At 56.5% G+C, this 18,739-nt stretch carries 17 protein-coding genes; 11 read left to right on the forward strand and 6 right to left on the reverse strand.

What is annotated here, in order from left to right:
* Positions 1 to 131: 131 nt before the first annotated feature.
* From CDH48_RS16925 to CDH48_RS16940, 4 genes are all read right to left on the reverse strand, one after another.
* Positions 132 to 1,691: an FGGY-family carbohydrate kinase gene (locus tag CDH48_RS16925; protein WP_100689916.1), complete on the reverse strand. Its 1,560-nt coding sequence runs from the start codon at positions 1,689 to 1,691 to the stop codon at positions 132 to 134.
* Positions 1,681 to 3,309, reverse strand: coding sequence for a glycerol-3-phosphate dehydrogenase/oxidase (locus CDH48_RS16930; RefSeq protein ID WP_100689917.1), 1,629 nt, complete (start codon positions 3,307 to 3,309; stop codon positions 1,681 to 1,683). Before CDH48_RS16930 ends, CDH48_RS16925 begins: the two co-directional genes overlap by 11 nt.
* 14 nt (positions 3,310 to 3,323) lie before the next feature.
* Positions 3,324 to 4,940: an FAD-binding oxidoreductase gene (locus CDH48_RS16935; protein WP_100689918.1), complete on the reverse strand. Its 1,617-nt coding sequence runs from the start codon at positions 4,938 to 4,940 to the stop codon at positions 3,324 to 3,326.
* 124 nt (positions 4,941 to 5,064) lie between these two features.
* A complete protein-coding gene (locus CDH48_RS16940; RefSeq protein WP_100689919.1) occupies positions 5,065 to 5,718 on the reverse strand; it encodes a type II secretion system protein N in 654 nt (217 codons plus the stop codon).
* Positions 5,719 to 5,883: 165 nt separating this feature from the next.
* Here CDH48_RS16940 and gspE point away from each other — a divergent pair, with 165 nt between their 5' ends.
* The 11 genes from gspE to gorA are packed head-to-tail and all read left to right on the forward strand — an operon-like array spanning position 5,884 to position 15,781.
* Positions 5,884 to 7,392: a type II secretion system ATPase GspE gene (gene gspE, locus CDH48_RS16945; protein ID WP_100689920.1), complete on the forward strand. Its 1,509-nt coding sequence runs from the start codon at positions 5,884 to 5,886 to the stop codon at positions 7,390 to 7,392.
* A gap of 3 nt (positions 7,393 to 7,395) precedes the next feature.
* Positions 7,396 to 8,607 (forward strand): type II secretion system inner membrane protein GspF, encoded by a 1,212-nt coding sequence (gene gspF, locus CDH48_RS16950; RefSeq protein WP_100689921.1) that lies wholly within the window; start codon positions 7,396 to 7,398, stop codon positions 8,605 to 8,607.
* Between the two features lie 57 nt (positions 8,608 to 8,664).
* A complete protein-coding gene (gspG, locus tag CDH48_RS16955) occupies positions 8,665 to 9,117 on the forward strand; it encodes a type II secretion system major pseudopilin GspG (RefSeq protein WP_227521143.1) in 453 nt (150 codons plus the stop codon).
* A 6-nt stretch (positions 9,118 to 9,123) separates the two neighbouring features.
* Complete coding sequence (gene gspH / locus CDH48_RS16960) at positions 9,124 to 9,660, forward strand: type II secretion system minor pseudopilin GspH (RefSeq protein WP_227521144.1); 537 nt, start codon at positions 9,124 to 9,126, stop codon at positions 9,658 to 9,660.
* Positions 9,657 to 10,070 (forward strand): type II secretion system minor pseudopilin GspI, encoded by a 414-nt coding sequence (gene gspI / locus CDH48_RS16965; RefSeq protein ID WP_227521145.1) that lies wholly within the window; start codon positions 9,657 to 9,659, stop codon positions 10,068 to 10,070. The genes gspH and gspI overlap by 4 nt, the downstream gene beginning before the upstream one ends.
* Positions 10,067 to 10,807 (forward strand): type II secretion system minor pseudopilin GspJ, encoded by a 741-nt coding sequence (gspJ, locus tag CDH48_RS16970; RefSeq protein ID WP_100689923.1) that lies wholly within the window; start codon positions 10,067 to 10,069, stop codon positions 10,805 to 10,807. Before gspI ends, gspJ begins: the two co-directional genes overlap by 4 nt.
* A gap of 3 nt (positions 10,808 to 10,810) precedes the next feature.
* A complete protein-coding gene (gene gspK, locus CDH48_RS16975; protein ID WP_227521146.1) occupies positions 10,811 to 11,833 on the forward strand; it encodes a type II secretion system minor pseudopilin GspK in 1,023 nt (340 codons plus the stop codon).
* Positions 11,834 to 11,835: 2 nt separating this feature from the next.
* Positions 11,836 to 13,140, forward strand: a complete 1,305-nt coding sequence (gene gspL / locus CDH48_RS16980) for a type II secretion system protein GspL (RefSeq protein ID WP_100689924.1) — start codon at positions 11,836 to 11,838, stop codon at positions 13,138 to 13,140.
* A gap of 4 nt (positions 13,141 to 13,144) precedes the next feature.
* The gene (gspM, locus tag CDH48_RS16985; RefSeq protein ID WP_100689925.1) at positions 13,145 to 13,675 is read left to right on the forward strand and encodes a type II secretion system protein GspM; all 531 of its coding nucleotides are present in this window, start codon (positions 13,145 to 13,147) and stop codon (positions 13,673 to 13,675) included.
* A gap of 55 nt (positions 13,676 to 13,730) precedes the next feature.
* The gene (locus CDH48_RS16990; protein WP_100689926.1) at positions 13,731 to 14,393 is read left to right on the forward strand and encodes a GNAT family N-acetyltransferase; all 663 of its coding nucleotides are present in this window, start codon (positions 13,731 to 13,733) and stop codon (positions 14,391 to 14,393) included.
* Positions 14,394 to 14,419: 26 nt separating this feature from the next.
* The gene (gene gorA, locus CDH48_RS16995; protein ID WP_100689927.1) at positions 14,420 to 15,781 is read left to right on the forward strand and encodes a glutathione-disulfide reductase; all 1,362 of its coding nucleotides are present in this window, start codon (positions 14,420 to 14,422) and stop codon (positions 15,779 to 15,781) included.
* Here the strand turns inward: gorA and CDH48_RS17000 are convergent.
* Both CDH48_RS17000 and CDH48_RS17005 read right to left on the reverse strand, forming a co-directional pair.
* Entirely contained in the window at positions 15,774 to 17,732 is a 1,959-nt protein-coding gene (locus CDH48_RS17000; protein WP_227521147.1) for an ATP-binding protein, read from the reverse strand. The two genes, gorA and CDH48_RS17000, sit on opposite strands and share 8 nt — an antisense overlap.
* On the reverse strand, positions 17,722 to 18,711 hold the full coding sequence (locus CDH48_RS17005; RefSeq protein ID WP_227521148.1) for a type 1 periplasmic-binding domain-containing protein: 990 nt from the start codon (positions 18,709 to 18,711) through the stop codon (positions 17,722 to 17,724). The genes CDH48_RS17000 and CDH48_RS17005 overlap by 11 nt, the downstream gene beginning before the upstream one ends.
* Positions 18,712 to 18,739 lie beyond the last annotated feature (28 nt).

Below are 18,739 nucleotides of genomic sequence, written 5' to 3' on the forward strand. Positions count from 1 at the left end.
CTTTTCTTGTAATTTGAAATTGAGAATTAACAAGATATCGGAGTGAGGGTTTCCTGATCCATGGCACAGTTGTCACAGGCCCCTGCCTAAGGATCATTGACGTACGCAGGAATTTATGGTGGGAGCTCAGTCTATTCCGGGTACCCGGTGATATCCCGGATTTTCTGGTACAGCGGCTGAAGCTGCGGGTACATGCGTAGATAGACCTCATGATAGAGCCGTTCGTACAGCTTACGGGCCTCCGGGTTGGGCTGGAATACATCACCAACCCGGGTCATTGCAGCCACTGCCGTTTCAAAATCCGGGTGCAGGCCAAGGCCGACAGCCGCATCAATGGCCGCCCCCAGCCCCGAGGTTTCATAGGTGTGGGGCCTTTCAGCGGGCAGGCCGAACAGGTCAGCAGTTAACTGCATGGCTGCATCACTCTGGGAGCCGCCACCGGCCACCCGGAGTTTGCGTATTTTTACGCCACTGCGCTTTTCGATTTTTTCCTTGCCTTCCCGCAGAGCGTAAGCCAAGCCTTCAAGAATCGCCCGGTAGATGTGGGAGCGGGTGTGAACATCGCCAAAACCAATGATCGAGCCTTTGGCCTCCGGCCCCGGTTGCCGCACCCCTGGTGACCAGTAGGGCTGCAGCATCAGCCCCATGGAGCCGGCAGGAACATCGTTGACCAGTTCATCAAACAGCGCCTCCGGCTCAATATTTCGCTCCTCGGCAATCTTTTGCTCCCTGAGGCCGAACTCTTTTTTGAACCAGCTCACCATCCAGAATCCCCGGTAAATCATGATTTCTGTGGAGTAATACCCGGGCAATGCGGAAGGATAGGGCGGCATCAGGCGCACCGGCTCAACATAGCGTTTGCTGGTGGTGTTTATGGTGGCGGTTGTGCCATAGCTCATGCAGCCTACATCGGGTGTTAAGCCGCCAGAGCCGAGTATTTCGCAGGCTTTGTCGGAGGCCGCAGCAATGACCGGCAAGCCTTCCGGTAGCCCGAGATGAGCGGCGGCCTCCGGGGTGAGATGGCCCAGGGTAGACCCGGGGCTGACCAGTTCCGGCAGCATGGATTTCTTCACCGGCATGACCTGCCATTTGAAATCCCGGGGGCCGGCCCAGCGGTGTTTTTTGTAGTCAAACGGCAGGTAGCCGACCTGGCTGCCCGTCGAATCCCGGAACTGGCCGGTAAGACGGTAATTCAGGTAGCCGGATAACAGCAAAAAGTGCCGGGTTTTTTTCCAGATTTCGGGTTGGTTCTGGGCAATCCAGTTGGCCTGGGTGTTTTCCCGGAAGCGGTTCACCGTGTCCTCCAGTTTTGCCAGCTTGAACAGCCAGCCCCAGGGGCCTTTGACCGGGCCATCGATTCTTGCATGGCGCTGGTCCAGCCAGATAATGGCCGGGCGCAGCGGTTTGCCTTGTTCGTCCAGATTAATCACCGTGCCACGCTGGGTTGTTACGGTAACGCCAACCACTCTTCCGGGCCTGGCATCGGTGGATTGCCATAGCCGGGCGCAGGCCTTTCCCAGATTCTCCCAGAAATACTCCGGGTGCTGTTCCGCCCACCCCGGTTGTTCGGAGAAATACGGCTGAATCTCCTGCTTGCCCTTGGCAATCAGATTGCCCTGGGCATTGAAAAGCAGGGCGCGAATACTCTGGGTACCGTTATCAATCGCCAGTATCAGGGGATCAGAATGCATGCCCGGGCTCCGTCTGGGGTGGCAGGGAATAGGCATTACGCCAGAGGGAAAGATACCTTGTTTCCTCCGAGCGCCATTGCTCGTCATCCCAGCCCAGGGCACTCTGGCACTGTTCCTTCAGCTCCGGTAACAGGGCTTTGCCACCCTCGGGCAGAACAAGACCAAGCCGGGTGCGGCGCAGCATCAGATCATCCAGATGTTTTACATCTTCCTGTTTGCAAGCCCAGATAACTTCTGCCCACAACAGTTCGCCGGGCACGGAACCTGCCACCGCGCAAACCTCAACCGGTTTGACGGGCCCGGCTTGCAGAACTTCCTCCAGGTCTGATCCGTAAAAACCGCGCAATCGCTGCCAGTTCTGGTGGCCTATGGCAGAGGGTCGCTGGTACCCGGACCACGGCCTGAAAACGGGCTCACTGGCCGGGCGCAGCCGCTCCTCGCCGCCAAGCCCCCGGGCAAGGGCTTCCCGCGCTATAAGCCGGAAGGTGGTGAGTTTACCGCCTGCAATACTGATCATTCCCTTGTATTCCCGGAACTCGTGTTCCCGGCTTTCCCTGGATGGATCTTTCGGGCCTGCAGTGGGTTTGCTGGCAGTTACAACCGGGCGGACACCGGCCCAGGTGGATATTACGTCGGCTTTGGACACACCGGCACCGGGAAACAGGCGCCCGGATATCTTCAGGAGATACTCAACCTCTTCAGCGGAAATGCGCGGCTCATGGTCCAGGTTGCCGGTGTGATCAAGATCCGTTGTACCCAGGACTGTTGTACCGGCCCAGGGAAAGGCAAAGACGGGGCGTTTGTCATCCGGGTGCAGCAGCGATACAGAGCAGGATACAGGGAGCTTGTGCCAGGGGATAATCAGGTGGCTACCGCGCAATGGCCGGATGTGCATGGGCTCCGGTTCGCTGCCTTTCTGCTGCAGCCGGTCTGCCCAAACCCCGGTGGCGTTTATAACCAGCGGTGCATGCACTGGGAAGGTTCGGGTTTCATCTTCGGCTTGCAGTTCAAGCCCGCTTACATGCCCGTTGCTGTCCCTGAGAACCTTCACAGCTTTCACGTAATTCAGGCACACAGCCCCGTCTTTTCGGGCTTCGGCCAGAACGCGCTGCACAAGGCGTGCGTCATCCGTTACTGCATCAGCGAATCCGCTGGCGCCGGTAAGCTTGTCTGTATTCAACCCGGGCACCCATTGCATGGTCTGGCCCGGTGTCAGAAAGTGGCGTGAGCGAAAGCCGGCTATCCGGTCGTACACCCGCAGCAGAATCTGAAACAGCCGTGGGCCGGGGAACTGGCGTTGAAAGTGGGGCATGATAAAACGCAGCGGGTCGATAAGCCCCGGCGCCTCGCTCATCAGTCGCTGGCGTTCGGTAACGGCATCCCGGGTCAGCCCGTACTGGCCACTGCCAAGATACCGCAAGCCGCCATGCACCATCTTGGAAGAGCGGCTGGACGTTCCCCAGGCGAAGTCCTTCTGTTCAACCAATAAGGTGTTCAAACCGCTGCCGGCGGCCTCTCTTGCGATGCCGGCACCGGTTATGCCGCCGCCAACCACCACAACATCAAAGTTCTGAGTGCCGTTCATCAGATCGCTGAGCAAGGTATCTCGAGGCTTCATCGGGTTTGCTCCGCTCATTCGATCAGTGTTTTCGGGTTGAGAATGCCATCGGGGTCAAAGGTCTGGCACAGGGAGCGAATGGCCAACATGCCCAGTTCACCTTTTTCAACGGGCAGAAAGGGGGCGTGATCCTTGCCAACGCCATGCTGGTGACTGATGGTGCCCCGGTTGCGCACAATCAGTTCGGATGTTGTGTTCTTGAGGTGTTGCCAGCGGGCCAGAGTCTCATCATAGCTGTCGGCAACCCGGAAAACGTAGGTGGTGTAGATGCTGCAGCCCTGTCCGTAAAAATGAGAGAGGTGAGTGAACACATGAGCCCGCTCATTCCGGCTCTCTTTGCGGGCCTGAAGACCTTCCCGCAAACTGGTTTCCATCAGGCCGAGCAGATTATCTACGTTGTCCCAGTCGGTGGCAGTTTCCAGCGTATCCACGGCGTAGCCCATTTGCCATAGGGCTTCCCTGAGGTAGGGCATGGTAAAGCGTTTTTCAGCCCACTTTTTCCCCAGCCGGGTGCCTGTGTAAATGCCTTTGTATTGCGAACAGATACGTTTTGCTTCCTGCCTGACACTGCTGCACTGGTGCTTGCTGCCAGTCAGCCCGAAGGTCATCATGCATTTGCCGTCATCGGCGCCACGCAGGGACAATACTTTTTCAAGCATGCCGATAAGGTGCGGGTGGCCTGCCAGCGCCAACTGGGTCTCGGTTTCCATGGCGTTGCTCAGCCTTAGCATGGAAAGCTGGGTGCGGTTCTGCACCAGCGAGCGACAGGCATTGCGGGCGCTGTCCCAGTCTGGAAAAAATACCACATGAAAGCTCTCATGTTCCGGCAAACGGGTAACCCGCACTTTTACTTCCGTGATCAGGCCAACCCGGCCCTCGGAGCCCAGAATCATCTCGCGGATATCGGGTCCGGCGCTGGAGGCGGGTATGGTTGGCAGGTCCAGTGTGCCCTGAAGCGTTTCGACACGCCCGCCGGCAAATAGCTGTTCGATCCGACCGTAACGCAGTGACTGCTGACCGCTGGAGCGGGAGGCAACCCAACCCCCGATGGTGGAGAGTTCAAACGACTGCGGGAAATGCCCGAGCGTGTAGCCATGGGCGCGCAACTGGGACTCGACCAGGGGGCCGGGCGTACCGGCTCCGAATGTGGCTATCTGGCTTTCGCGATCCAGATCGATGAGGCGGTTCATGCCGCCCATATCCACCGTGAGCACCGGCCTGTTGCTGGCAAGGGGGGTGATATGACCCGCTACGCTGGTGCCACCACCATAGGGGATAAGTTCAACGTTGCTGGCCCGGGCGTACTGCAGAAGCTTCTGCACCTCCATGCTGCTGTGGGGGCGGGCGACGCCGTCGGGGAAGACCCCGAATTCACCACTGCGCATGGCCAGCCAGTCTGGCAGGCTTTGGCCGCGGGCGTGGCGAACGCGGGTTTCCGGGCTGGTGTCGATCAGTTCATCAACACTGGCATCCGCAGGGAGGCGGGTATCCGGGACTTTTTCGCAAACGGATTCAAGGGAAGCATCGGTCAGAGGCTTGCCGGAACCTACCCGTTCAGCAAGAAAGCTTTGCCCCTGTGCCGGTAGTTCCAGATTAAACTGCTCATCGCCCCAGCCATTCCAGCGTCGCATCAAAGTACACTCCCGTTTTCCATTGGATGGGCCGTACTTTATCGGTTTGTCTGAAGATTACCTATATCCCATGGCGACACTGGTGGTGTCATTTGCCGACAGGCGGGCGGCGTCGGATAAATTCTCAGCCGTTAGTGCGCAGGCGTTCCCGGAGCTGTTCAAGGCGTTTACGTATTTCTTCGCGGCGTTCTTGCTCGTTTGCGGGCGGACCGGAAGGGGCGGTCCGGTTAGACACGGCGGGGCTCTGAGGCTGCGGGGAAGCCTGTTGAATATTGTCAGCATCGGAAGAGAAGGAGATTCCCGAGCGATTGTCCGTTTCCGGAAAATACAGGTTTTCAAGCTTGCCGCCGCGGTCGAGAACCACCCGGTTTGGGTGAACCGATCTGAGCCTGGCGTTGCCGGGCAACTCATCGCCGATCAGAAATACCTCGGTTTTGCTTTTGTCGTCTTCAATCAAGGCGCTGCCGGGAAAGTCGCCATCGGCAGCGAGAACTCCGCGCAGGAAAAGCCGAAGGTTGGTTTCCGGAAGATCTTCAGTGTTTGCTACCGGCTCATCGCCCGACTCCTGCGGGCTGCCGAAAAGCTCCAGTGATGCGAGTGACAGTGCAGGCACGCTGGGCTTTTCTGCAATGTGCCTGGCGGTAACCCGGTTGCTCTGTGTGGCCTGCAGGCTTTCGTTTTGCCAGAAAACATATCCCTGCCAGGCCGTAGCCCCCACCATGGCCATGCCTGCTACCAAAGCAAGAAACAAAGGAACCCTTGGATTCATAGAAAGCATTGACTGTCCTGAGTGCAAGTTCGCAAGCTGCCGGTGAAATGGCTAAAGTCCCACAGGTTATCAGAATACCGCCTTTTATTGGGAGTATACTGCAAGGAGTTATTCAGCAGACCAGGCTCCTGTGGTAGCCTTCCTGCATTTACCGACACGACAGCGAGGACAACCTTGGCCACAGAAACCGAACTTCAGCCGAAGGATGCTCAGCTGGGTCGTCTGCCCTTTACCTTTGCAAAGCGTAACGGCGTTATTCTGACCCGCTCGGAAGAAGGTGAGCCGGTTATCCTGGTTAAGCCCGGTGCGCCTCATTCTGCCCTGGCGGAAGCCAACCGGATCAGCGGTGGCCGGGCACGGTTTACCAGCATTGACCCCGACCACTTTGATCATGCCCTTAATGTGGCCTATCAGAACGACTCTGCAGAAGCCATGCAGATGGTTGAAGGCATCGGCGACGACATGGATCTGGCTTCGCTTGCCGACTCGGTTCCGGAAACCGAGGATTTGCTGGAACAGGAAGACGACGCACCGATTATTCGGCTGATCAACGCGATTCTGACAGAAGCTGTCAAAACCAGCGCCTCGGACGTACACATAGAAACCTACGAGAAGCGCCTGGTGGTTCGGTTCCGGGTGGATGGTGTATTGCGCGAAGTTGTGCAGCCGAAACGGGCACTTGCACCCTTGCTGGTCTCGCGTATCAAGGTTATGGCAAAGCTGGATATTGCCGAGAAACGCGTGCCCCAGGATGGCCGGATCGCCCTTCGCGTCGCTGGCCGTGAGGTGGATATCCGGGTGTCTACAATGCCTTCATCCAGCGGTGAACGGGTTGTATTGCGTTTGCTCGACAAGCAGGCGGGGGCTATCCATCTTGAATCCCTGGGCATGGCCGCCGGTGATCTCAAAATACTGCGTAGGCTCATTCATCGGCCCTACGGCATATTGCTGGTTACCGGCCCCACGGGCTCAGGTAAATCGACGACACTCTATGCCTCCCTGCAGGAAATAAACGACCGTTCCCGTAACATTCTTACAGTCGAAGACCCCATTGAGTACAACCTGCCGGGTATTGGCCAGACTCAGGTAAACCCGAAGGTTGATATGACCTTTGCACGAGGGCTGCGTGCCATTCTGCGCCAGGACCCCGATGTGGTGATGATCGGTGAAATCCGCGATCTCGAAACCGCCGAAATTGCCGTGCAGGCCAGTCTCACCGGTCACCTTGTATTGTCCACGTTGCACACCAATACTGCGGTGGGTGCGATTACCCGTCTTATGGATATGGGCATCGAGCCTTTCCTGATTTCATCAAGCCTGGTGGGGATTGTGGCCCAGCGCCTGGTGCGAGTGCTGTGCAAGGAGTGTCGGGAGCCCTATACGCCCACTGAAGAACACTGCGAATTCCTGCAGCTGGATTCTGCCAATCCACCCGCTATTTACAGGGCAAAAGGTTGTGATCATTGCAACCAGCTTGGGTACCGGGGGCGTATTGGTATTTATGAAGTGGTTGAAGTAACCGAGGAGATCAGCGCGTTGATTCACAAGCGTGCAGGTGAACTGGACCTTGAGTACCAGGCGCGGCTCAAAGGCCCCAGTATTCATGCAGACGGTGTCCGGAAAATACTGGATGGTGTTACCACTGTGGAAGAGGTGCTCCGCGTAACGCACCGGGGCCAGTAAGCCATGCCTGCCTATGAGTACAAAGCCCTGGATGCAAGGGGCAAGCAGAGACAGGGTGTGGTGGAAGCCGACGCACCCCGCGCCGTAAGGCAGCAACTCCGGGAAAAGGGCCTGACTCCTCTGGCTGTTGAACCCGCCGCCCAGAAAACTGCCCGCAGTAATCCGCTCAGCGGTCGTGGGTCGCTCAAAACCGCAGATCTTGCTCTGGTTACGCGCCAGCTGGCAACCCTGATCCAGTCCGGTATTCCCATTGAGCAGGCGTTATCAGCCGCCGCCCAGCAAACTGCCAAACCCCGTACCCGCGGTATGCTGATTGCCATTCGAGCCAAGGTTATGGAAGGCTACACGCTGGCGGACAGTCTTGGCGAGTTTCCGAAAGCCTTCCCCCGGCTATACCGTTCAACCGTGGCGGCGGGAGAACATGCGGGGCACCTGGATCTGGTGCTGAACCGGCTGGCTGACTACACTGAAAGCCGGCAGGAAGCGCGCCAGAAAATCCAGCTGGCCGCCATTTACCCGATTATCCTGAGTTTTGTCGCCATTGCGATCGTGGTGTTCCTGTTGACCTATGTTGTGCCGGATATTATCGAGGTGTTTGTCAAACAGGGCCAGGAATTGCCCGGGTTAACCGTGGCTATGCTGGCAATGTCGGAATTTCTCTCAAATTACGGTGTCTATCTGCTGATATTGCTCGTAGCCGGCATTTCGGCGTTCCGCTTCGCGCTAACCAAACCACCTGTGCGGCTGCGTTTTCACAAGCGCCTGCTGCATCTGCCTCTGTTCTCCGGAATGGTAAGAGGGGTGAATACGGCGCGCTATGCAAGCACACTGAGTATACTGACCACCAGTGGTGTGCCGCTGGTGGAGGCCATGAGAATTGCCGGGGAGGTGCTTTCCAACGACTATTTGCGCCAGCAGCTCAAGGAAGCCGCACGCAAGGTCAGTGAAGGAGGTTCTTTGCATCGGGCGCTGGACCAGTCTGGCTACTTTCCTCCGATGATGTTGCACATGATTGCCAGTGGGGAAGCCAGTGGTGAGCTCGACAGCATGCTGGAGCGCACCGCAAGGATGCAGGAAAACACCCTGCAAGCAAAAATTGCCGCCATTGTCGGGCTTTTCGAGCCTATGATGCTGCTTGTGATGGGCGTGGTCGTACTGATTATAGTGATGGCCATCATGCTGCCCATACTCAACATGAGCAATCTGGTCGGTTAGCAGGGTTTTACAAAAGCCACTTATTAAATGCCATTCAGATCGATAACGAGTGAACCAATGACGATGAAAAAACTGAACATGCCGCAATCCAGCCGGGGTTTTACCCTGATCGAGATCATGGTGGTGATGGTGATTCTTGGCCTGCTGGTAGCGGTTGTGGCCCCGAATATCATGGGCCGGAGTGACCAGGCCAAGGTGACCGTAGCCGAAACCCAGCTCACCAATATTTCCAAGGCACTGGATATTTACCGGCTGGACAATAGCCATTATCCGTCCACCCAGCAGGGGCTGGAAGCCCTGAAATCCCGCCCCAGTGGCAGCCCGGAGCCGAAGAACTGGAATCCCGACGGCTATATGAAGAGCATTCCCAAAGATCCCTGGGGTAACGACTTCCAGTATGTGAGCCCGGGCGTTGAAGGCCCCTATGACCTCTATTCCTATGGTTCCGACGGCCAGGAAGGTGGTAGCGACGATGCCGCGGACATCAGCATCTGGAATATCGGCGGCTGATTGGTGGTGCAGGCGGGTTCAGGAAACAACAGCAGCGGCTTTACGCTGATCGAGATACTGGTTGTCCTGATTCTGGTGGGGCTGCTTGCGGCACTGGCTGTCTTTACCATGGGTGGAAACTCCCAGCAGCGCGAGCTTCAGAACGAGGTGAGAGAACTCTACCTGTTGATGCAGACAGCATCGGACCAGGCGGTTCTTAATAATCAGGAACTGGGGTTGCTGCTTGAAGAAAACGGATATCGTTTCGTGGCTTTCCAGAGTGACACAGGTGACTGGAAAGCTTCCGGCGAGCGCATATTCCGGGCCAGGGAGTTTCCGGACTGGCTGGTGGCCACAGAGTTCATTGAAAGTGACGCGCCCCGCCTTGCCTCGGCTGAAGACAAGCTCCGGCCCGATGTGGTGTTTTTTTCCAGCGGGGAGACAACGCCTTTTGAACTGGAATTCACTGTTGGCAGCCAGACAGACTACACCCAGGTTCTGGTGTCCGACGGTGTTTCACCCATCGAATGGCGCCGCCCCGGTGACGAGGGGGCTGACTGGTGAGTTTGCCGGGGTCCGCAAGTCTTCCGAAGGCCACAACGAAAAGCCAGAAGGGCTTCACGCTGATTGAAGTCATGATTGCCTTGCTGGTGTTCGGATTGATTGCCACCGCTGCCGCAGAGGTGGGTAGCCAGTACATTTCAAGTTACGAACGTATTCGTGACAAAACATTTGCCGGCTGGCTTGCTGATAATCGCATTAACGAAATCCGGCTGGAAAAGAACCTGCCGGGAATATCCGAAAATTCGAAGGATCAGGATTACGGCCCTTACCGTTGGCAGGTGACAACAAGAGTGCTAGCCACCGCAGAGCCGAAAATGCGACGGGTTGAAGTGCAGGTATCCCGTTACAGTGAAGGGCAGTCAAAGCCATACCCGGTACACACGCTTTCCGCCTTTGTAGGTGAGAAATGATCCGGGCCGTGGGCCAGCGGGGCTTTACGCTGCTCGAGGTGCTGGTCGCCATCACCATTACGGCGGTTATTGGTATTGGCGTGTGGCAGGTTCTCAACGGTGTAATCCTCTCGCGTGATCGCGTAGATGAGCTTGCCGAAGACTTCGACGGGCTGCAGAGAGCAATGCTGCTGCTGGAGCGGGATCTCACCCAGATAGTGAACCGCCCGGCAAGGGACATCTACGGAGATTTCAAACCCGCGCTGACAACCCGTGAAGACGACTTTGCCCTGATGCTGACGCGGCAGGGCTGGCGCAATCCGCTGGGTATCCGGCGCAGCAGCCTGCAGCGAGTGGGCTGGGAGTACACCGGCACTGAACTGCGCCGCCGTTATTGGCCGAACCTGGATCAGGGCCAGGAGGACAACAGCCGTGATCTGTTGCTGCTGGAGAGAGTTACCGGGTTCGACCTGAGATTCCTGAACCAACAATATACCTGGCAGCCCGAATGGCCGCCTGATGATGTTATGGCGGCGTTAACTCCTGGCAGTCGCCCGGATACAGACTTTCCCCTGGCGATTGAAGTCACCCTTGAACATGAGCGTTTTGGGGAACTGGTGCGCACCTTCGTATTGCCTGACTTTGACCCTGCCAACGCCCAGGGGTTGGTGAATCAGGTAAACGAAGCCCGTGATAAAACCAGCGAAGAAGACGCTGACGACGGGCCGGATGGCCAGACAGCGGGGCAGGGAGGCTAGCTGATGATGCGCGGTTACTGTATTCACAAACCTCAAGGCCCCGCTCGCAAGCAACAGGGTGTTGCGCTGATCATGGTACTGCTTGCGATGGCACTGGTGGTCATGCTGGCCTCTGGGATGACACAGCAGCAAAATATACGAGTGTTCAAAGCCGGGCATTACCTGGCGCAACAGCAGGGCCAGAGTATTGCCCTGGGCGCCGAGGCCTTTGCCCGCCAGATTCTTATGCGGGACTTTGAAGAGGACAAGGAAGACAGCCTGATGGTGGATAGCCTGGATGAATTCTGGGCCATGAATGCGGCGGTTCTGCCCGTGGACAACAACGGCGTTGCGGAAGTACAGATAGATGATCTGGGTGGGCGCATCAATCTCAACGACCTGGTAGCGGCAAACGGCCAGGTAGATCCGCTGACCAGGGATCGGCTTACGCGCCTGTTCGTCGTTTTGGGTATTACCGGAGTCTCCGTGGATGCCCTTGTGGACTGGATTGACCCTGATGATCAAACCATCAGTGCCTATGGCGCGGAAGATGGCCAGTATCTGATGGCGGAACCCGGGCTCCGGGCCGCGAATCAGCCTTTCGTGAGTGTGTCGGAGCTGCGGTTGATTGAAGGCATGACCGAAGAAATATACGTAACATTGCGGCCACATGTGTCCGCATTGCCGGTAAACGGACTGGGCATCAACGTGAATACAGCGTCTGCTGAAGTATTGATGTCGCTCTATGAAGAGCTGACGTCTGCCCAGGCGGAGTCTATTCTGGAGAAGCGGAAGGAAGAACGGTTTGAGAACCTGCAGGATTTTCTCGCATTGCCGGAATTTGCCGGGTCAGGCATGAAACCTGTCGGGCTGGGCTTGCAAACCCGTTTTTTTGAAGTTGTTTCGCGGATTACCTACGATAACCGTGTTGTGAATATGGTAAGTACAGTTTTCCGTAATCAGGAAGGCGATGTCCGGACGGTTCACAGGGATACCGGCCAGAAGAACCGAATTACCAAAGAGCCCTACACCATTTCGGAAGGATAACCATGTCTTATCGCCTTTATGTGCGACCCCTGCCTCCCTATACGGAGCCCGGAGAAGACCCGGAAGCCCGCTTTTTTAACTGGGTGCTATACGATGCAGGCGGTGATGCTCAGGCCCAGGGTAGCCATGATGTCCAGAGCACCATCGAGCAGACACTCAGCCAGAACGGGCTTGAGGATGTCCTGCTGGTGGGCTTGATTCCGGGCGACGAAGCCCTGTTCTGCGTGGCCGACATTCCCGCAAAGCAGAGCCGTTTTATCAATCAGGCGCTGCCCTATGCGGTTGAAGAACAGATAGCGCAGGATATTGATAGCGTGCATCTGGCACTCGGCATGCACACTCCGGAGGGTTATCGGGTGGCCGCGGTTGATCGTATGCGTATGGCCCAATGGCTTGAGCTGTTCAGTGGCTGGTCACACACCCGCCTGGACGCCATTTATCCGGATGCTGCATTGCTGCCGGTGACAGAGGGCGGATGGACGATTTGCCTGGATGGCGAATTCGCCATGATGGCCAGTGATCGTGGCGAATGGTTGAGTATGCAATCTGCCAACCTTGGCATGTTTGCCCAGACAATGGCGGCGCCACCCTCGGAAGACGTGGTGGCTGAGGTTCCCGTGGTCATTTATGGCACCGATACCGAGTTGGAAGAGCAGCAGGCGCTTCTTGGTGAACTCATGGTGCCAGGGCGGCTTTCCGTTCGCCGGGAACCCCTTGAGTTGATGCCTTTGGAGTTGCTGGCGCATGCTCATCATCACAATCTTTGCCGCCCCATCAACCTTTGCCAACGGGATTTCTCGGTAAAAGGTGGCAGGGACAGTGCTTTAAAACCCTGGAAACCGCTGATTGCCGTAGCGGCTGTCTGGTTTGTGGTGCAGCTGGCGCTAGAGGCGGGGATGGGTTTTTATTACCAGCAGCAGGCCGATGACATGCGACAGCAGGCCATGTCGATATACCGGCAAGCCTTCCCGGGTGACCGCAGAACCCACGCGGGTAATGTAAGACGCGTTATAGAAGGGCAGTTGCGGGTGGCCGGCGCAGACGGCCCTGAGGCCGATTTTGTCACCCTGATGAAATATACCGGCGAGCAATATTCCAAAGTGGCCACCACCGGCTCGGTGACTTTTAATTCCATCAATTTCAGCCAGTCCCGAGGGGAGTTGGTGGTGGATGTACGTGCGCAAAGTTACGATCGCCTGAGCGCCCTGCGAAATGGTCTCACTGCCCAGGGGCTTGAAGCCAGAATCGGTTCGGTTGTAAATGAATCCAGCGGCGCCCGTGGTCGCCTCACGGTATCCGGAGGGTAAGGCGATGTTAAGCAAACTGAAAGAGCAGCCCGCTGTGGGCAAGCTGATTGCTCAGTATGACCAGCTCCCCAGGAGGGATCAGCAGGCGCTTACAGTGCTGGCAATTGCTGTCTTTCTCGGGTTTCTCTATTTTGCCGTATGGAATCCGGTTGCGAGTTTCCACGATCAGGCCGCTGCCAGTAAGGAAAACGCGTCAGAGCTTCTGGCATGGATGCAATCCAACGAGGCGGTAATAAGGCGCCTGAGCGACAGCAGCGCCGGGCCTGCCAGCGCGACCGGGGAGGTTCCCGCCGATGGCCGCGCACTGATGGGGCTGGTAACCCGGTCGGCAAGGGAGTCTGGCCTCACACTTCAACGCTTCGAGCCCAGCGGTGAGAATGCAATCCGTGTGTGGCTGGAAGCCGTTCCTTATTCGCAGGTTGCAGCCTGGCTTGAAATGCTCAATGGTAAGCATGGTGTTGTGATTGACCAGGCTGCGCTTGATCGCGCCGGTGAACCCGGCAGGGTGTCTGTTCGTTTAACACTGGCAATCTGATTTCGAATTACAGGGTTCCGGGGTGGTCTCTCCGGACGGCAGCAGGAGAGAAAGCATGAACAGCGACAGCCATAACAAGCCGGAGCCGGTTATTGTCCGGCTGGATATCACTGCTTTGAACGAAGCCAGATCCATTCTGTATGACGCCTACCTCAGCGAGCCAACCTTCCAGTATCTGTTCAATCACCGCAAACCCGGATATAAACAGCGCGTGCGCGCAACTGTGCGCGAGCTGGTCGACCTGTATTTTGATCTGGAGCAGGAGGCGGTTGGCGTCATGGTAAATGACACCCTGGTTGCTGTGGCTTTTATTGGCGACCCGGATTTGCGCCTGAACCTTGCGGATCAGTTCAGTTGGAGGATACGCATGGTGCTGACGGCAGGGTACGCCTCTACGCGCAGGTACCTGAGTTACCACGAAAGAATACGTGCCATGTTGCCACAGCCCCTGGCGCATCAGTTGCCATTGATGGGTGTGAACCCCAAGTACCAGAACCGAGGGTACGGTCGGCTATTGCTCAAGGCCGTGCAGCGGTTGTGTGCAGACAATCCGAGGGGAAGCGGGCTTGTATTGGACACGGGGAATAACCGGTATCTGCCATTTTACGAATCTGAAGGCTTTCGCAGTCTTGGCAAGATACGCCTTGGTGGTTTTGAAGACCACATACTGTTCCGCGAGATTCACCCGGAAGCCAAGGCAACGGCAGCCCAAAATTAACGTTTTAATGAACATCAGGAGACATTGTGTCTGACAGCCACGAATTTGATCTTATTGTTATTGGTGCCGGTTCCGGCGGAGTCAGGCTTGCCCGCATGTCGGCTGGTCGGGGCGCCCGGGTAGCAGTAGTGGAATCCCGCTACCTCGGCGGTACCTGCGTTAACGTGGGTTGTGTGCCGAAAAAACTGTTTGTTTACGGGGCCCATGTCAGCGATGAACTGGAGGACGCTGCAGGTTATGGCTGGAGTGTTCCCATGGACGATGTCAGTTTCGACTGGCCGACACTTGTAGCCAATAAAAATACGGAAATAGAGCGGCTTAACGGCATTTATGGCCGCCTGCTCGAGAATGCCGGCGTCACAATTATTGAAGGCACTGCTTCTATCAGGGATCCGAATACGATTGTGGTGGGCGACAGGGAATACACTACCGCCCACATCACCGTTGCCACAGGCAGCTGGCCGGTGGTGCCGGACATTCCGGGTAAGGAATGCATCCTCACGTCCAACGAGATGTTCTACCTGCCTCAGTTGCCCAAACAGGCGGTTGTGTGGGGTGGCGGCTATATTGCTGTGGAGTTCGCCGGTATTCTGGCTGGCCTGGGGGTTGAAACCACGCTACTGTACCGGGGTGATCTGTTTCTCCGTGGTTTTGACAACGATATCCGCAGGTTCACCGAGCAGGAAATGCGCAAAAAAGGCGTGCAACTGGAGTTCGGCGTAACCATTGAGTCGGTGGCAGCCGAGAACTCCCATTACCGGGTCAAGCTCAGTAACGGTTCCGTGATGGAAACAGGTCTGGTTATGGCTGCGACGGGCAGAAGAGCACTGGTTGATGGCCTTGGTCTTACTGAGCTGGGAATCGAACTGAGTGATTCGGGGCATGTGGTGGTGGACGATTATTTCCAGACATCAGTGCCCTCCATAACCGCTCTGGGCGATGTGATTGGCACCCCCCAACTGACACCGGTAGCTCTGGCCCAGGCCATGGTGCTTTCCCGCCGGATGTTCGGGGACGGTAAAGGCGAGATGGATTACAGTGCAATACCGACAGCGGTGTTCTGCCAGCCAAATATAGGAACCGTGGGCTTGACGGAAGAAGAAGCGCGGGAAGCAGGGTATACCCTGAGGATCTACCGTTCTGAATTCCGGCCAATGAAATACACACTCAGCGGGCGCGATGAGCGCTGCCTGATGAAGCTTGTGGTTGATGACAAAACAGATCGCGTGCTCGGTGCCCACATGGTGGGCCCGGATGCCGGCGAAATTACCCAGGGGCTTGCGGTGGCCATCAAGGCTGGTGCAACCAAGGCGCAGTTTGATTCTACCCTGGGAATACACCCGACTTCCGCCGAAGAGTTTGTGACCATGCGTGAACCGGTCACCTGACTTCGAAAAAGGGCACCCATTTACTCAGAACCTCACGCAGGTGTTCCTTGCGCACCGGTTTGGACAGATAATCATCCATACCGCTCTCAACACAGCTTTGCTCGGTGCCGGGCAGTACATCGGCCGTCAGGGCGATGACCGGTGTCCTGTGCCGGCCATTTTTGGTTTCCCATTCGCGGATATAGCGAGTCGTTTCGTAACCGTCCATGACCGGCATCTGGCAATCCATCAATATGACATGGTATCCCAGTTGGCTGGTGCGGACCTTTTCAAGAGCTTCCTTGCCGTTTGTAACGGCTTCTGTATGAAACCCCAGCCGGTTGAGTAACGCAACAGCAACGCGTTGGTTTACCGGGTTATCTTCCACCACAAGCGCACGCATAGATAGGGGCAGTTCTGCCTGCCTGAGGGGTTCCGTGGGTTTTGACGGGGTGGCGGTAGGAGCGAGTTCCAAAGGCAGCTCAAAGCGGAACGAGGACCCTTTCCCCAGGTCTGTTTCCAGCTGAATGTGGCCCCCGAGCAGCTCAACCAGTCGCTGAACAAGCGATAAACCCATGCCAGCTCCGCCAAAACTCCGGGTATCACCCATCTCCAGTTGCTGGAATGAGCTGAAAATATCGGTGATCCGTTCGTGAGGTATGCCACTACCCGAATCACTGACAGAACAGTTAATGATGATATAACCGTCTTCAACACCAAAGCAGCCCATCTGAACGTTTACAAATCCTTCTCTGGTATATTTGATCGCGTTATCGAGCAGGCAGGCAAGGATCTGTCGTAAGCGCGGTGCATCGCCCTGTACCAGGGTATGTTCGGGCCAGTCACCATAGAAATTCAGAGTCAGGGCCAGCCCCTGCTCTTCCGCCACATGGCGGTAGGAGGCCACGCAATTGGTTACGAGCGTGTGCAGGTTGAAAACCTGGTTTTCCAACACAGCCGATCCGCTATCCATGCGTGCGTAGTCAAGGATATCGCTTATAACGGTGAGCAGATCTTCCGTTGACTGGCGGGCGGTTTGCAGGTAATCCCGTTGGCGTGGGGTCAGAGTCTCCTCCTGAACCAGGTCAATCATACCCAGTACGCCGTTCAGCGGTGTGCGTAACTCGTGGCTCATGGTTGCCAGAAACTCGGATTTTGCTCGACTGGCCGTTTCTGCTCTCTCCCGGGCATGTTCGGAAGCCGCCAGTGTCTGATCCCGGGAGGTCTTCAGCGTTTCAAGATGCTCCGCCAGTTCGTTGAGTTGCTGTTCGATGTCTATAATTTCCCGGGAGTTGCCCCGCCTGTTCACCCTGGCTACACGGTAATCTCTTTCAATGAGACGGTTTATTCTCCCTGACACCTGATTCACGGGAGAGAGAATCGCGTTCAGGGTATGCCTGATAACCAGAATGGAAAACAGCAACAATGTGAGCCCTACTGCCACCGACGACCAGAGTATGTTGTTGCGTCGTTGTACAAGCGTCCTGTCGTTAACGCCAACCTGAACTCTGCCAACTCGTAATGCACCTGAGCTTTGACCGAACTCCGGCTCGAACCACTGGGTTTGGCGGTCGGTTTCAAAATTCAGGGGCTTTTGCAGGATTTCTGCTTCGTATATCTGGAAACCCTGCTGCAGTTCGTTGGCTGGACTGTCACTGTGAGTGGCGAGGCCAAGCTGTTCGCCGGTTACATCGGTAACCCGAATCCAGTCGGCTTTGCTGTACCGGATGGACTGAGAGAGTATTTCCTGCAACGCCACGGTGTTACCGGATACAACAGCGTACTCGAGCGAGGGTGCGAGACTATCAGCCAGCAACTGGTTGCTGTAGGAAAGGTCACGCCTGGCGTCTTCAAGGCGGGCGGATGTAAAGAACCCTATAAGGGTTATAAACATCACGACAGCAGGCAATGCTCCGAGAACAAGAAGCTTGCGGGAAAGCGGCGTACCCGCCGGCTTGTGTTTACTCATCATTCGCCCCCCCCGGATCGTTCAGCCGGGCTTCCACTGTCCGGGCGATTTGCTCCGGTGGTGCCAGAGGAATATTCAGTGAGCGGGCTACCTGCTGGTTAACTTCCACACGGAAGTCAGGCACATAATCCGGTTCCGGAAAGTGCCCGGTTTCAGAAAATACTTCCAGATAGGTTCCTGCCATCTCGGCGATGGCAGGCAAGGGCGAATAACCGGAGGCCAGTACACCCGCTTTAACATAAGCCCGGCTTGGGCCTATTACGATTCTGTTTCTGCGATAAGCGGTCAGCAGAATGTGTTTTATTGTCCTGGGGTTGTATATATCGTTATCGGGCGCCGCAAGCAGGAAGTCACCATAGCTTAACGCACGGATGAGGGTAGGAATGAGCTGCTTGTTGTCATCCACAATGAACAGCCGGGCCTCAAGATTGTATGCCGGTAACTGATCGATAAGTCTGTCGTAGAGTTTTGCGCTATTGGTCGTTGCAATCAATGCAATCCGGGTTGCTTGCGGGAGTATGGCTTTGCCTGTCAGTGCCTGCTTCAGAAGCGGAGCGCCGTGGTAGATACCGGATATGCGCCCCGGAGAGCGGCTGGCAAACCCCTCAAGAAAATGCTGTTCGGTCAACAGAGCAAGAACAGGGGCGCCCCGATTGGTTTGTCGTATACGGGAAAAGGCTCCGGAACCAAGGGTGATAATCGGCGCGTCTCCGGTGAGTGCGGCTTGCTGATCAGAAATCAGAAGCAGATCCCGTTGCGCCCCCAGCCTCTTTTCAAGAAGGCTTTGCATATGCTGATCCAGAGCAACATTGCCGGACCCGACCAGATAGACAGTTGAGCGCTCGTTGTCCTGTGCCAATGCAGAGCGGGGCCCGGCAGCCAGCAGTATCAGAACCAGAACTGCCCAGACGGGCGCCATCATGGCGGCTGATATCGGCGCCGACTCCCGCAGGTACATAATTGAAAGCAATTTGACTGTCATACCATCCTGGGACAGAAACATTCCGTTA

This window comes from Marinobacter aromaticivorans, from assembly GCF_002806975.1.
Lineage (GTDB): Bacteria > Pseudomonadota > Gammaproteobacteria > Pseudomonadales > Oleiphilaceae > Marinobacter > Marinobacter aromaticivorans.

What these genes read in the sequence shown, in the direction of transcription:
- gspK (WP_227521146.1), top strand. Translation starts at nt 10,811, where the DNA reads ATGATGCGCGGTTACTGTATTCACAAACCTCAAGGCCCCGCTCGCAAG.
- CDH48_RS17005 (WP_227521148.1), bottom strand. Translation starts at nt 18,711, where the DNA reads ATGACAGTCAAATTGCTTTCAATTATGTACCTGCGGGAGTCGGCGCCG.
- CDH48_RS16925 (WP_100689916.1), bottom strand. Translation starts at nt 1,691, where the DNA reads ATGCATTCTGATCCCCTGATACTGGCGATTGATAACGGTACCCAGAGT.
- CDH48_RS16940 (WP_100689919.1), bottom strand. Translation starts at nt 5,718, where the DNA reads ATGCTTTCTATGAATCCAAGGGTTCCTTTGTTTCTTGCTTTGGTAGCA.
- gspL (WP_100689924.1), top strand. Translation starts at nt 11,836, where the DNA reads ATGTCTTATCGCCTTTATGTGCGACCCCTGCCTCCCTATACGGAGCCC.
- CDH48_RS17000 (WP_227521147.1), bottom strand. Translation starts at nt 17,732, where the DNA reads ATGATGAGTAAACACAAGCCGGCGGGTACGCCGCTTTCCCGCAAGCTT.
- gspJ (WP_100689923.1), top strand. Translation starts at nt 10,067, where the DNA reads ATGATCCGGGCCGTGGGCCAGCGGGGCTTTACGCTGCTCGAGGTGCTG.
- gspF (WP_100689921.1), top strand. Translation starts at nt 7,396, where the DNA reads ATGCCTGCCTATGAGTACAAAGCCCTGGATGCAAGGGGCAAGCAGAGA.
- CDH48_RS16930 (WP_100689917.1), bottom strand. Translation starts at nt 3,309, where the DNA reads ATGAAGCCTCGAGATACCTTGCTCAGCGATCTGATGAACGGCACTCAG.
- CDH48_RS16935 (WP_100689918.1), bottom strand. Translation starts at nt 4,940, where the DNA reads ATGCGACGCTGGAATGGCTGGGGCGATGAGCAGTTTAATCTGGAACTA.
- gspM (WP_100689925.1), top strand. Translation starts at nt 13,145, where the DNA reads ATGTTAAGCAAACTGAAAGAGCAGCCCGCTGTGGGCAAGCTGATTGCT.
- gspG (WP_227521143.1), top strand. Translation starts at nt 8,665, where the DNA reads ATGACGATGAAAAAACTGAACATGCCGCAATCCAGCCGGGGTTTTACC.
- CDH48_RS16990 (WP_100689926.1), top strand. Translation starts at nt 13,731, where the DNA reads ATGAACAGCGACAGCCATAACAAGCCGGAGCCGGTTATTGTCCGGCTG.